We start from the raw sequence: 13,906 nt of genomic DNA, 5'->3' as shown, positions 1-13,906 counted from the left end.
TTAATCTTTTTTTAACATATACAAATTTTCCTTAACATACAGATCTCTGGCACCTAAATTTCTACTTCCTCTAAAAGTGTTGTACTCTTGTTCTAAAACTTTAACTTTTCCAAATTTAGCCAAGTTTGTCAAAAACTCATTTTTACTTATAAAGCCTTCTGAGTTGTAAGAAATAAGCACAAATTTAGCTTTTAAATTTGAAATTAGTTCAAAAAATGCTTCACTCGCAACTTTTTTCTTATTGTAATCGCTTCTATTCCAATCTTTTGGAATACCTGAAATCTCTGAAATTTCACTTGGCCGCTCATTTTTTGCGATTAAATTTAGCATAAAATAGTTTGAACCATAAGGGTGCTGGTTGTATGGTGGATCTATATAGCATAAATCAACCTCTTCAAGCTCTTTTACAAGCTTATTCGCATCTTCTTGAAAGACTTTAAAATCACAATTAAAGCTAGAAAATACCGGCATTTGAAGAGTTATTTTTGCTTTTATTCTTTTTAGGGCGTTTTGTCCTTCTCCGCCAAACTCACCAATTCCGTTTTTATTTTTATAAAAGCCCTTAAAAACTCCACTTGTATTTGTATGATTACTAGCTAGATATAAAAGTGGTGCAAGATAAAATTTTTGTAAGCTTAAAGGCAGTTTTGTGATTTCGTTTCGTGCTGTGTCTATATAGTTTGCATTAAATTTGGTATAAAAAACTCGTTCAAATTCCTTTATATTTTCATCATTTTTAGGTGCGTAAAGTTCACTTATAAAACCTGGTGCTAAATTTACCTTAATATTTGCTTTTAAATCCTTTAAAATAGCCGAAATTTCACGCTTTAGTTCATCATTCGCATTTGTTAAATAGCATTCATTTATAATTTTTGAGTAAAGCTCTAAATCATTTGCTATTAAAAAATTTGAGTGCTGTTTTAAAAATCTTGCCACTATCCCACTTCCACTAAAAAGATCAAGTGAGCTTAATTTATCTTTTTTTAAATCTTTTTTTACTTTATTAATTGCTATGCCTATAAAATCTAAAAGTGACCGCTTGTTTCCTAGATAAGTTATAATTTGCTTTGTTAAAAAATCACTATTTTCTCTCATCAATACCCAAGTTCCTCATCAACTAAAATTATCGTTGTTCTGCCACTTTCATCGCGTTTCATGATACTATATTTATTGCATAATTCTTCTGGAGTATAGGCCCTTGTTTTGCCATATTTTATAGCTGTTTTGTTTATCCTATCAGCGTTTTTTACAGCTGCTATTTTTTCAATTCGTTCAATTGCTTTTTCCAAATTTAAAACAATTTTATTTTTTCCAACTATCAAAAGAACTTTTTTTGGACCAAAAATTTGTGCTGCGACCCTGTTTCCTGTGCCATCGACATTGACAAGCCAGCCATTTAATGTGATAGCATTTGAGCTTGTGATATAAAGATCACTTAAAAGCCCATTTCTACGGCGATTTAAATTTTCTTCCATTGAAATTCCAGCTTCATATTGGTTAAATAATGTTATGTTTTTTAAGCCCACTAAATAATCCAAAAGCCCAATCTCTTTTACACTTTCAGAGCCACCAAGGCCAATTTTAAGACTATCTTTTATAAAGGTTTTTGCAATGCTTAGTGCCTCTTTGCCATCTTTTGCCTGCAAAACTTCAAAGCCATTAGCTTTTAAATTTTGTATTAAAGCTTTCATATTTCAATCCCTTATTTTTTTTATTTTTGTTCTATATAGTTTATAAATTTTTGATGGTTTTTTTTCTATAAACTCATCACCTACGACCTCATCAGCCACGCTTTTGGCATACTCTAAATCAAATTTTTGCTCATGCAAATTTGCAGAGCTTGAATACATCCAGCCATGAGTTTGTAAAAATTGGCTATGTTTATCATCTTTTACAACTCTAACACTTTTAAAATTTGGATAGATAAAAGTTGTTTTTCTAGCCTTTCTAACTAAATTTTTAAATTTTTTTGGCACTCTTGCAAAGTTTTTAAGCTCACTAAAACTTGCCGTTGTGATTAGGCAGGGTTGGTTTAAATCTCTATTTTTAATGCGGTTAATTTCATGTAAGTTTTTACTTAAAAACCCAGCTGTTGTGTCAGTTTGAACTAAATATATCATATAAAACCTTAAAATTTTTTGTTGATTTTAACATATTGCTTCTTTTTATATGATAAAAGTTTAACCTTATTTATATAATATTTATGGTACAATCAAATTTCTAATTTTTATTTATAAAAAAGGAGTTTGAATGAAAAAAATAGTTTTGAAAAGCTTAGTTGCAAGTTCTTTGCTTTGTTCATCATTGTTAGCTGATAGTTTTGTTGGTGTTTTTGGCGGATATAGTTTAAAATCGGAATTTGAAATAAAAGACAATAGCGACTTTGATAGGGAGGAAGGTGATATAGATAAATTAAAATTAGATGATAAAAGAGTAAATTTGGGTGTAAAAGCTGGATATGACTTTGATAGTTTTAGAGCCTATGGAGCTTATAGATATAATTTTAAGGCAAAAGATAGTTATTTTATAGATAATTTTTTAGGAAACATGGAGTGGAAGAGCCATGATTTCTTGATAGGTGCTGACTATACTCCAAACATAACAGATAGCTTTAAGTTTAGTTTAGGTATTTATGGCGGTATTTCAAGGCTTAATATGAGACTTGAAGGCATTGATTACGATGACAATTCAAAAGATAGTTTTAGCAAAGACAAAACAGGATTTATTTACGGCGCAAAAATAGGTGGCATATATGAGCTTGATGAGAATAATGAAGTTGAATTTGGCTACCAAATAGATGAAAGTGATTATGGAAAGATAGAAGATGTTAAAATAAAAGTTAGAGATCACGGACTTTACTTAGGATATAACTACAAATTTTAATATCCCATAAAGATGCATTGCTTAGATGCATCTTGCTTTTAACTGTTTTTAATTTACTACGCTTTAAGATATTTTTCAAATTTATATTTTGATTTTGTTTTTACTTTAAAAACTTACTTATGGTAAATTCAATTTTTTTTATCTTTAGTTCTCTTTTTGTGTTTTTTAATCTGGCTTTTAGGTTTTATTTAATGCTTCATTTATGGTATTTTTTTGATGTTCAAATAGAGATATATCAAAGTTTTGTATTAAGCAAATAACTCTAATTTTTGGTATTTTGGTAATTAAAAATTTAAAAGAATTTGGCAAATATTAAAGCTTTAAATTTGCCAAATTTAAAATTTATTCTACTTTTTCTTTGCTTTTTGGAAGTATTAAATTCAAAAACACTCCAATAATTGCACCAAGACCTATTTGTGAAAAGCTTGCAAAACCAAAGTCAAGCACCATTCCACCGAGTGCTGGAACAAGTACAAGAGCGATAATTATCATATTTCTAGGCTCATTCATATCAACATTATTTTTAATCAAACTCTCCATTCCAACGCTTGCAATAATTCCAAATAACAAAATCATAATACCGCCTAAAACACAAGCTGGAATCGTAGCTATCAAAGCTCCAAGTTTGCCAACAAATGCAAGCAATATCGCAGTAAATGCTGACCAAGTCATAATAGCCGGATTAAAAGCTTTTGTAAGCCTTACTGCACCTGTTACTTCTGCGTAGGTTGTACAAGGTGGTCCAGCTAAAAGGGCTGCTACGCTTGTTGCTATGCCATCGCCTAATAATGTTTTATGAAGCCCTGGTTTTTTTGTAAAGTCATAATTTGTCACATTGCTGATTGCTACAACATTGCCGATATGTTCGATTATGGGGGCGATTACAACTGGTATCATATATAAAATCGCATCTAGTTCAAATTTCGGTGCTGTAAAATTTGGCACTCTAAACCAAGGAGCTTCTTTAACGGGTGAAAAGTCAATAATCCCATAAAAATATGAGATGATATAACCTGCTGCAATACCGCATAAAATAGGGATTAGCTTTAACATCCCTTTTGCAAACATTATGCATAAAAGTGTTACTAAAAGAGAAATTCCTGCTATTATCATCGCATCATTTTGGCTAAAATTTGCATTTAAAATTTGATAGTTTTTAAGCATATCACCATTTGCCATCGCCATAGAAACTGCTGATGGACTTAAGACAAGTCCAATTGTCATTATCACAGGTCCAACAACAATTGGCGGTAAAAAATTATCAATAAAACTTTTTCCTTTAATTTTTACAAAAAAACTAAATGCTGAATATACTAAACCAGCAAAAAATACTCCTCCCATGGCAACTGGAAGACCCCATTTGCTAACAGCAAATGAAATCGGGGCTATGAAAGCAAAACTACTTGCTAAGAAAATAGGCACCACTTTTTGACGGCAAATTAGCTGAAAAATTAGTGTTCCAAGTCCAGCTGTAAATAACGCAACGCTTATATCAAGTCCGCATAAAATAGGCATTAAAACAAGTGCACCAAATGCGACAAATAAAAACTGTGCACCTAGAAGTGCATCTTTGAATCTAAACTTATAATCAGTCATGAATCTCCTTAAAATTATCAAATTTTATAATTTTTAATGTTTTAAAATTTAGAAATTTATGAAAGATGAAAAATTTAAAAGTATTGGGTTTGTGAATAAAAAAGCTTTTCAAAAAATTTCCATTCTTTTAGCTTTGGCTTGCAAATTTTAAAGACTAAAATTTACAAAAAAACTACGCCAAATTCGGTGCTATGAGTAAAATTGTAATTTTCCAAAAAGGAATATTACAATAAAATTTATTAAATTTTGTTTAGATTTTATAAATTTACCTATTTTTTTAATGCGTCTCTTATTTCTCTTAAAAGTTTGATATCTTCACTTGGTTCTTTTGGGGCTTCTTCAGCTTTTGGTTTTTCTCTTTTTAGTTTGTTTATTGCTTTTATAGCTACAAAAATACAAAATGCAATAATAATAAAATCAATTGTGGTTTGTATAAAGCTACCATAGTTTAGTGTTACAGCTGCTACTTCTCCATGAGCTTCTTTTAGCACCATTTTAAAATCTGTAAAATTTACACCACCTGTTATAACACCTATTACTGGCATCATCACATCGCTTACTAGTGAGCTTACTATTTTGCCAAATGCACTTCCTATAACAACACCTACTGCCATATCAATGACATTTCCACGAACAGCAAATTCTTTAAACTCTTTTATGAAGCTCATTTTTTCCTTTACAATTTAATGTGTGTATTTAAGTTGAGATACGTGTGAGATGTTTTGCTGCAAAAAGCAGCAAAACATGTATTATATATCGTATTTATCCATTTGATCACAAAACTCAGGATCGTCACTTTCATCGCAAGCTTTTTCTATATATATGATAGCCTTTTCTACGTTTTTAGAAACGCCTTCCCCGTTGTGATAGATTTCAGAAATAGCAAAGCATGATTTTGCAGCTCTACCGTCGCAACCTTTAGTAAAAAACTCTAAAGCTTTTTCAAAATCTTTACTTTCATAATACTCTACGCCCACATTATGGCAAGCTTTTGCATTTCCTGCTTCACACTCGCTAATAAGTGCATCACTGGCAAAAACTGAGCAAATCATAAATGCCGTAGTTAAAATAATCTTTTTCATTAAAAACCCTTATAGTTGGTATTTATCCATTTGATCGCAAAACTCAGGATCGTCACTTTCATCGCAAGCTTTTTCTATATATATGATAGCTCGTGTAGTGCTTTTAGAAACACCTTCACCATTGTGGTACATTTCAGAAATAGCAAAGCATGATTTTGCAGCTCTACCGTCGCAACCTTTAGTAAAAAACTCTAAAGCTTTTTCAAAATCTTTACTTTCATAATACTCTACGCCCACATTATGGCAAGCTTTTGCATTTCCTGCTTCACACTCGCTAATAAGTGCATCACTGGCAAAAACTGAGCAAATCATAAATGCCGTAGTTAAAATAATCTTTTTCATTAAAAACCCTTATAGTTGGTATTTATCCATTTGATCACAAAACTCAGGATCGTCACTTTCATCGCAAGCTTTTTGTGCATGTAAAATAGCTTTTGATGTGCTTCTTAAAACTCCATCACCGCTATGGTACATTTCAGAAATGGCATAGCATGATTTTGCAGCTCTACCGTCGCAACCTTTAGTAAAAAACTCTAAAGCTTTTTCAAAATCTTTACTTTCATAATACTCTACGCCCACATTATGGCAAGCTTTTACGTCCCCACTATTACATTTTTCAACAAGAGTATCATTTCCAAGACTGAAGCTAATTATTAAGCCTAATAGTAAAACAACTCTTTTTTTTAAAACAAACATGGTAATTAACCAAAAATTCTATATATGTCATCCAATAAAAAGTACTTTTTATCAGCCGTACCTTTATAGAATGGATTTAGCGTATCTTCAAAAACTTTTTTGAAAAATCCCTCTTTACTTAGATTAATAAGTTCTTGGTTTAGGGCATTTAACAAATCTGCGTTACCTTTTTGAATGCCTATCGCATAGTAGCTTGCAGTTCCTATCCCTGAAACATTTACTTCAAGTTTTTTATCAATGATTGGATAAGCTAAAACAATCAGATTTGCACCAGCAAACGCATCGCCTCTTCCTGCTTTTAGCTCATTGTAGCAGTGAAACATATCATTGCAGGTTTTTATATTTAAACCCATTTTTTTAAGATCTCTTTCAGCCTCAGTGTCTCCTTCAACCAAAACTGTCTTTCCTCTTAGCTGAGAAACGCTGTTATAGTGGTCTTTTTTATTGGTCAAAAGTCCTGTATTTACAGCAAAATACGGCATAGAAAAATCTACAAGTTTTTCTCTGTCTGAATCTATAATAAACTCAGCAATAACCATATCTACTTGATTTTTTTGCAACATTTCTATACGATTATGTGCTGTAATTTCAACAAATTCTATTTTACCATTTTTTCCGACTATATCTCTTACTATTCTTTTTGCAAAGTCGATATCAAAACCAGTAAGCATACCATCTTCATAGCTACTAAAAGGAGGCTCATCTCCTAAAACTCCAATTCTAATAACTCCATTTTTTTGAATTTCGGATAAAGAATTTCCAAAAAGAAATCCAACTGTTAAAAACATAAGTAAAAACACTTTTTTCATAGCTTTAACCTTTCTATAAAAATATTTTAAATAACTTTATTATTTTAACTTTTTATATATTAAATAAAGATAAATTTGTATGGTTTTATCTGTTTTTTACATTTTTAATTTAATCTCTTTTTCCTCATTTTTATATTGATAAGTTCTACTGCCAAAGAAAAAGCCATAGAAAAGTAGATATAACCTTTTGGTATATGAAGTCCAGATCCATCAGCTACTAAAGCTACTCCAACTAAAATCAAAAATGATAAAGCTAAAATTTTAATAGTAGGATTGTCATCTACAAATTTACCTATTGCTTTGCTTGCCACCATCATAACACCCACTGCTATGATAACTGCTAGTATCATAATTTCAATGTGATCTGCCATACCAACAGCAGTTATTACACTATCTAGTGAAAAAACTATATCTAGAATGGAAATTTGAATTATTATAGAAGCAAAGCTTACTTTTTTTGTGCTAATATGCTCTTCGTGAGTTTGACCTGAAATGTTTGAGTCAATTTCTGTGGTTGATTTATATATTAAAAAAAGTCCCCCAATAATTAAAATCAAATCTCTACCCGAAATTTCTTCTCCAAATACACTAAACAAAGGAGCTGTTAATTTCATAATCCAAAACAGGCTTAAAAGTAGTAAAATTCTACTTATCATGGCAAAGCCAAGACCTACGATTATAGCCTTGTTTTGCTCTTCTTTTGGAAGTCTTGAGCATAAAATTGCTATAAAAATAATATTATCAATACCTAAAACTATCTCAAGCCCAATGAGGGTAAAAAGACTTATCCACGCTTCAGGTGAAGTAAACCATTCAAACATCTAATTCCTTCTTTAAAAATCTTTTAATTTTACTTAAATTTAATTAGAAAAAGCTAAAAGCTCTATTATGGTTTTTGGTAAAATTTCATATTCAAGGGCGTGGATATTTTCTTCCCATTCATCTAAACTCATACCTTTTTTCCTATAAAAAACTAGTTGATTTATGAGTTTTCCACCGTCTAGTTCTTCGCTTACAAAATGCACGCTAACGCCACCAACTAGCATATCGCTTTCAAAACTTTCTTTTATAGCGTTTGCACCTTTAAAAAGTGGAAGGATTGAAGGATGCAGATTTATAGCTTTTACATTTTTGGTAAAAACTGGCGTTAAAATCCTCATAAATCCAGCTAAAATCGTTAAATCAATATCTTTTTGTTTTATTAAATTTACAAGCTTTTCATCAAATTCTTCTCGTGAGTTAAAATTTTTATGCTCGATTATAACAGTTTCAAGCCCGTATTTTTTAGCTCTTTGGATACCAAAAGCGTCTTTTTTATTACAAATTAAAAGTTCGCATTTTATCGTAGTGCCATTAAAAGTTTTATTATGAACTTTTTTTAGGATATTTTCTAAATTTGAGCCGTTTCCACTAAATAAAATTGCTATTTTTTTTACAGACATTTTATACCTTCTATTATATCATTTGGAGTTAGTGCGTATGAGTTTTTTTTGAAATTTAAAACGCTTAACGAATGAGCTAAAACTCCATTAATTGCTGCTTCAAATGGTGAGTAGTTTTGAGCCAAAAGACCGCCTATAATGCCAGCTAATGCATCTCCGCTTCCAGCTTTTGCTAATATATTTAAGCCAAAATTAGAAACAAAAATTTTGTCTTTATAAGAAATTATTGTATTTGCACCTTTTAAAACTAAAACACTATTAAATTTTTCACTCCATTTTCTAGCTAAATCAAATCTATTAGCTTGAACATCTTTTATGCTGAAATCTCCAAACCCAGCCAAATTTAACAGCGAAGCAAATTCTTTTGGATGAGGTGTTAGAACTAAATTCTCATTTTTTTCTAAAAATGGTATGATTTCTTTTTTGTAACACAAATCAGCATCTATTACGCAAATTTTATCTTTTAAAAGTTCTAAGTTTAGAGTTTTTTCTCCAAGCCCACATCCAGCAACTACAACTTTTGCTTTGCCAAATGAGTTTGTCTGCATAATAAATGGATCTAAATTTGGTATTTTTTCATCACTTACCACGCTAACTAGTCCAGCTCCTATGCTAAAACCAGCGTTTGCAGCAATTATCGCAGCTCCTTTTAAATCCCCACTTATTACATAAAGATGCCCAAAATTCCCTTTATTTGTATCTTGTAAATGTCTAAATGGTAAATTTAAATCAGTTTTTTCAAGTAAAAAACTATCGCTTTTTGTTTCAAAATTTGCTTTGCTAATGCCTAAATTTGCTAGAATTATCTTACCAACTAAATCTTTTGAACTATCTAAAAAAAGTGCTAGTTTTAAAGCTCCCATTGTAATTGTAAAGTCCGCTATAAAAGCATTTTTAGCGATTTTGCCACTTTTAGTTACCCCGCTTGGGATATCAACAGCGATTTTTAAACCTTTTGCTTTGTTTAATTCATCTATGATTTTGCAAACTTTATCGCTCATATCGCGGTTTAAACCACTTCCAAAAATTCCATCCACAAAGCATTCATACGCACTAAATTCTAGATTTTCAACTAAATTTACATGAGCTTTTTTTGCTCTATCAAGCTGCATTGAAGCAAGTAAATTTAACTTATTTGAAGTTAAGAAAATATCGCACTCATAGTCATTTGATAGTTTTCTAGCTGTACAGATCGCATCTGCAGCGTTGTTGCCACTACCACAAATAAATAAAATTTTTGATTTTTCTTTTAAATTTTGTCTAATTACTTCTTCGATTTTTGAAGCGGCGTTTTCTTGTAAAATTTCATCACTTAATCCAAACTCACTTATTGCTCTTTCATCAAGCATTTTTGTGTCATAGTATAAATTTATCACTCAAATCCCCTTATTCTATAACTCAGACTTTCCATTATATGATTTTTTGAAATTTCATTTTTTTCTTCTAGATCAGCTATGGTTCGAGCGACTTTTAGAGTTTTGTTTATGCCTCGTTGCGATAAATTAAACCTTGAAATAGCTGTATTTAAAGCATCTTTTGCTGGTGTTTCTAAAATGCAAAATTTAGAAACTTCTTTATCGCTAAGTTTTGCGTTTAGCTCATTTTGTCCTCTTAAAACTTGAGCTTTAAAAGCGATTAATACTTTTTCATACATCTTTTTACTGGTTATTGTAGCTTTATCATCTTTTGAGATCTCATCCATAGCAACATAAAGATCTATTCTATCTAAAAGTGGCGCTGAAATGGTGCTTTTATAGCGTTTTATCTCCATTTCTGAACAGATGCAAGTGGCATTTTTACTAAATAAATTTCCACAAGGGCAGGGATTTTGCGCTGCTGCAAATAAAAATTGTGTCTGATACTCTACTTTTGAATTTACACGAGAAATTAAAATTTTATTATCCTCAAGTGGCTCTCTTAGGCTTTCTAAGATTTTTTTGCCAAAGTGTGGAAACTCATCAAAAAACAGCACTCCACCATTTGCCAGTGCAACTTCGCCAACTTTTGCCGAGTGTGATCCGCCACCAAAAATAGAGCTTCTTGTTGAAGTGTGGTGAGGACTTCTAAAAGGTCGCACAGCGCTAAACTCAACATTTTTATTGTTTAAAGACTCATACGCCACGCTTAGCATAACTTCTTTTGGACTTTGTGGCGGAAGTATATAAACAAGGCGTTTTGCACACATGCTTTTACCACATCCAGGACTTCCCTCATAAAGGATATTGTGCATTCCACTTGCTGCTATAAGACTTGCTCTTTTTGCTCTAGCTTGTCCTTTTACTTCGCTAAAATCAAGGCTAAAATCAAAATTTGGAATAAAAATTTTATCTTTTATTTTAATTGTTTTTTCAAAAATTGGATGAGGTTTTGAGACTAAAAACTCACTTTTTATCTCATCATCTAAGAAAAAATTTAAAGCTTCTGTTAAATTTGAGATAGCATAAACTTCCAAATTTGGAATAGTCGCAGCTTTTAAAGCAATATCTTTTGGAACTAAAACTTTAGCAAACTCAACTTTTTCACTCAAAAATAAAAGTAGTGAAAAAAGTGAATTTGTGCTTTTGGCTTGAGCATTTAACCCAAGTTCGCCAAATATAAAAAAACTCTCATCAAATTTATCTTTTTGAAGTGCGATTAAAAGTGCAATCGCTAAATCAAAATGACTTCCCTTTTTTGGGATATCTGATGGCGATAAATTTATAACTATTTTTTGTGGTGGAAAGTTAAAATTTATAGATAAAAGAGAGGCTTTTATGCGGTTTTCACTCTCTTTTATTGTGGTGTTTGCAAGACCTGTAATGTTAAAAGAAGGAAGCCCTCTTAAAAATGATGATTCAACCGTTACGATATCCAAAGAGTCGCTAAAAGTTGCACATTTTAAAGACTTCATTTTGATTTTTCTTTTAACCTTTTTTTATACTCTTTTGAAAATTTTTTCTTTTGGCTATAGCTAATTTTTTCTATAAAAAGATGTCCGTCTAAATGATCCATTTCATGCTGCACACAAACAGCTAAAAGCTCACTTGCACTAAGCTCTATAAACTCGCCAAATCTATTTTGAAATCTTACTTTTATATCACTTGATCTTGTAACATCTTCAAAAAACTCAGGCACCGAAAGACAACCCTCTTGATAGGTAATCTCTCCATTTTTTTCTAAAATTTCAGGATTTATTATCTCAATTAGGTCATTTTTATCTTGGATGCCCTCTTCGTTTAATAAATTTATAACCAAAGCTCGAAGTGGTTTACCAACTTGAATTGCCGCAAGTCCAATGCCTTTTTTAGCTATCATAGTTTCATACATATCATCTAAAAATTTATGCAAATTCTCATCAAATTTCTCAACACTTTTAGACTTTTGATACAGTCTTTTATCTGGATATGTTAAAACTTCTAAAACCATTTATTTTGAACTCTTTTCTAAGATCTTATCGATAATTCCATACTCTTTTGCTTCAGCCGCACTCATGAAAAAGTCTCTATCGGTATCTTTTTCTATCTTTTTTATGCTTTGGTTTGTATTTTTAGCCAAAATTTCATTTAATGTTTTTTTGATTCTCAAAATTTCATTTGCTTGAATTTCAATATCTGTTGCTTGACCTTGAGCTCCACCAAGTGGTTGATGAATCATAATACGTGAGTTTGGTAGAGCAAATCTTTTATCTTTTGCTCCACAGCTTAGTAAAAACGCACCCATTGAGGCAGCTTGACCGATACAAATCGTGCTAACATCAGCTCTTATATAATTCATTGTATCATAAATACTAAGCCCACTTGTAACAACACCACCTGGACTATTTATGTACAAATAGATATCTTTTTCAGGATCTTCTGCTTCCAAAAAAAGTAGTTGAGATACAATAGAGCTTGCCACATCATCGTTTATTTCGCCACTTAACATAATAATTCTATCTTTTAAAAGACGTGAGTAAATATCATAGCTTCTTTCGCCTCTGCTAGATTTTTCAATAACATAAGGTATGTAAAATGCCATTATTTCCCTTCTTCTTTAGTCGCTTTTTTAGTTGTTTTTTTAGCAGGTTTTTCTTCTTTTTTATCTTCTTTGCCATCTGCTTTTTCATCTTTTGGCTCAGGAAGTTTAAACAAATCATTAAAAAGTTTTTCTTCTATTAAAGCCATTTTAACAGCTGGTAAAATTCCTTGTTTTTGATAAGTTTCAAGATGTTTTTTAGGATCAATTCCGTTTTGATAAGCTTCAAAATAAATAGCTTGAACCAACTCTTGATCGCTTACTTCAACTTTTCTGTCTTTTGCAAGCTCATCAATTATAAATGTTAGTTTTACGCTTTTTTCAGCCTCTTTTCTAAACTCTTCTCTTTTATTTGTTAAAGCATCTTTATCGGTTCTAAATTTCTCCATATCCTCTTTTGTAAAACTATTCCATGAGTTTCTAAATTGTAAATCAATTTCTTGTTCAACTATAGTTTTAGGTAGATCAAAATCAAATTTTTCAGTCATATCATCAACAAATTTAGGCTTCAACTCCTCATTTAAAATTTTGTTAAATTTATCGTGTTTGATTTGGTTTTCTATTCTTTCTTCAAAAGCTTTTATTGTTAATTTTTCATCACCAGTAAGTTCGGTTAATGTTTTTTTGTCAAGTTTTTTAGCAGGATTTTTAGCTTGAATTTCGTGTAGTTTTACTTTAAAAACAACATCTTTTCCAGCTAAATTTTTTGCATTATAATCACTTGGAAAAGTTAAATTAATATCTTTTTCTTCACCAGGTTTTAATCCTATCATTGCATCTTCAAAGCCTGGGATGAACTGGTTTGAGCCTATTTCTAAGCTATAATCTTTCGCACTTCCACCCTCAAAAGCCTTACCGTCTAAAAATCCCTCAAAGTCAAATTTTGCAAAATCACCTTTTTCAAGACTATCTTTATCTGCTTTTTCAAGTGGAGCAACCATTAATAACAATTCATCAATTTTTGTTTTTACTTCATCTTTTGAAGCTTCTGGAATTTCATACTTAGGGATAAGTTTTTCATATCCTTTTATATCAATCTCTGGTTTAAAAGAAATTTCAATAATTGCGTCTATGCCACCATCAACTTCTTCAAATTTTGCAAAAACAGGCTCACCTAAAAGATCACTTTGTTTTTTATCTAAACTTTTTAAGCCATCATCGATAGCTTTTTTAAAAAGCTCTTGTTTTGCATCATCTAAAAGTGCTTTTTCATATCTTTTTTTAACAACATTTACAGGGACTTTTCCTGGTCTAAAACCATCAATTTTTACTTGCTTTGCTGTTTTAGCAGCTATTTCATTTACTTTATTTTCAATGCTTTTTGCATCAAATTTAGCATCGATTGATGCATTTGCTGAATTAATCAGTTTTGAACTAACTTCCATTATTTTCCTTTTGAAATTTA

At 30.9% G+C, this 13,906-nt stretch carries 17 protein-coding genes; 1 reads left to right on the top strand and 16 read right to left on the bottom strand.

What is annotated here, in order from left to right:
- From CURT_RS08975 to CURT_RS08965, 3 genes are read right to left on the bottom strand one after another with little or no spacing between them, the layout of a single operon-like run.
- Window positions 1-1,095, bottom strand: coding sequence for a DNA adenine methylase (locus CURT_RS08975; protein ID WP_018713388.1), 1,095 nt, complete (start codon window positions 1,093-1,095; stop codon window positions 1-3).
- A complete protein-coding gene (locus CURT_RS08970) occupies window positions 1,095-1,691 on the bottom strand; it encodes a lactate utilization protein (protein ID WP_018713387.1) in 597 nt (198 codons plus the stop codon). The genes CURT_RS08975 and CURT_RS08970 overlap by 1 nt, the downstream gene beginning before the upstream one ends.
- Before the next feature lie 3 nt (window positions 1,692-1,694).
- A complete protein-coding gene (locus CURT_RS08965; RefSeq protein WP_018713386.1) occupies window positions 1,695-2,120 on the bottom strand; it encodes a hypothetical protein in 426 nt (141 codons plus the stop codon).
- Window positions 2,121-2,250: 130 nt separating this feature from the next.
- Here CURT_RS08965 and CURT_RS08960 point away from each other — a divergent pair, with 130 nt between their 5' ends.
- Window positions 2,251-2,883 (top strand): outer membrane protein, encoded by a 633-nt coding sequence (locus CURT_RS08960; protein ID WP_018713385.1) that lies wholly within the window; start codon window positions 2,251-2,253, stop codon window positions 2,881-2,883.
- Window positions 2,884-3,225: 342 nt separating this feature from the next.
- Here the strand turns inward: CURT_RS08960 and CURT_RS08955 are convergent, their stop codons facing one another.
- From CURT_RS08955 to tig, 13 genes are all read right to left on the bottom strand, one after another.
- On the bottom strand, window positions 3,226-4,479 hold the full coding sequence (locus CURT_RS08955; protein ID WP_018713384.1) for a uracil-xanthine permease family protein: 1,254 nt from the start codon (window positions 4,477-4,479) through the stop codon (window positions 3,226-3,228).
- A 269-nt stretch (window positions 4,480-4,748) separates the two neighbouring features.
- Window positions 4,749-5,147: a large-conductance mechanosensitive channel protein MscL gene (gene mscL / locus CURT_RS08950; RefSeq protein ID WP_018713383.1), complete on the bottom strand. Its 399-nt coding sequence runs from the start codon at window positions 5,145-5,147 to the stop codon at window positions 4,749-4,751.
- Window positions 5,148-5,228: 81 nt separating this feature from the next.
- Complete coding sequence (locus CURT_RS08945) at window positions 5,229-5,561, bottom strand: tetratricopeptide repeat protein (RefSeq protein WP_018713382.1); 333 nt, start codon at window positions 5,559-5,561, stop codon at window positions 5,229-5,231.
- Between the two features lie 9 nt (window positions 5,562-5,570).
- Complete coding sequence (locus tag CURT_RS08940) at window positions 5,571-5,903, bottom strand: tetratricopeptide repeat protein (protein WP_018713381.1); 333 nt, start codon at window positions 5,901-5,903, stop codon at window positions 5,571-5,573.
- 9 nt (window positions 5,904-5,912) lie between these two features.
- On the bottom strand, window positions 5,913-6,257 hold the full coding sequence (locus CURT_RS08935; protein ID WP_115651870.1) for a tetratricopeptide repeat protein: 345 nt from the start codon (window positions 6,255-6,257) through the stop codon (window positions 5,913-5,915).
- A gap of 5 nt (window positions 6,258-6,262) precedes the next feature.
- Window positions 6,263-7,066: a transporter substrate-binding domain-containing protein gene (locus CURT_RS08930; RefSeq protein WP_018713379.1), complete on the bottom strand. Its 804-nt coding sequence runs from the start codon at window positions 7,064-7,066 to the stop codon at window positions 6,263-6,265.
- 104 nt (window positions 7,067-7,170) lie between these two features.
- Window positions 7,171-7,887, bottom strand: coding sequence for a TerC family protein (locus CURT_RS08925; protein WP_018713378.1), 717 nt, complete (start codon window positions 7,885-7,887; stop codon window positions 7,171-7,173).
- A gap of 39 nt (window positions 7,888-7,926) precedes the next feature.
- On the bottom strand, window positions 7,927-8,508 hold the full coding sequence (purN, locus tag CURT_RS08920; protein WP_018713377.1) for a phosphoribosylglycinamide formyltransferase: 582 nt from the start codon (window positions 8,506-8,508) through the stop codon (window positions 7,927-7,929).
- Complete coding sequence (locus CURT_RS08915; protein WP_018713376.1) at window positions 8,499-9,884, bottom strand: bifunctional ADP-dependent NAD(P)H-hydrate dehydratase/NAD(P)H-hydrate epimerase; 1,386 nt, start codon at window positions 9,882-9,884, stop codon at window positions 8,499-8,501. Before CURT_RS08915 ends, purN begins: the two co-directional genes overlap by 10 nt.
- Window positions 9,881-11,398 (bottom strand): YifB family Mg chelatase-like AAA ATPase, encoded by a 1,518-nt coding sequence (locus CURT_RS08910; RefSeq protein WP_018713375.1) that lies wholly within the window; start codon window positions 11,396-11,398, stop codon window positions 9,881-9,883. Before CURT_RS08910 ends, CURT_RS08915 begins: the two co-directional genes overlap by 4 nt.
- A complete protein-coding gene (gene def, locus CURT_RS08905; RefSeq protein WP_018713374.1) occupies window positions 11,395-11,913 on the bottom strand; it encodes a peptide deformylase in 519 nt (172 codons plus the stop codon). The genes CURT_RS08910 and def overlap by 4 nt, the downstream gene beginning before the upstream one ends.
- Window positions 11,914-12,504 (bottom strand): ATP-dependent Clp endopeptidase proteolytic subunit ClpP, encoded by a 591-nt coding sequence (gene clpP / locus CURT_RS08900; RefSeq protein WP_018713373.1) that lies wholly within the window; start codon window positions 12,502-12,504, stop codon window positions 11,914-11,916. It abuts the gene before it with no gap.
- Complete coding sequence (gene tig, locus CURT_RS08895) at window positions 12,504-13,886, bottom strand: trigger factor (protein ID WP_018713372.1); 1,383 nt, start codon at window positions 13,884-13,886, stop codon at window positions 12,504-12,506. The genes clpP and tig overlap by 1 nt, the downstream gene beginning before the upstream one ends.
- Window positions 13,887-13,906 lie beyond the last annotated feature (20 nt).

Source organism: Campylobacter ureolyticus, from assembly GCF_013372225.1.
In the GTDB taxonomy this organism is placed as follows: Bacteria; Campylobacterota; Campylobacteria; order Campylobacterales; family Campylobacteraceae; genus Campylobacter_B; species Campylobacter_B ureolyticus.
This window is presented reverse-complemented; position numbering and strand designations above follow the sequence as displayed.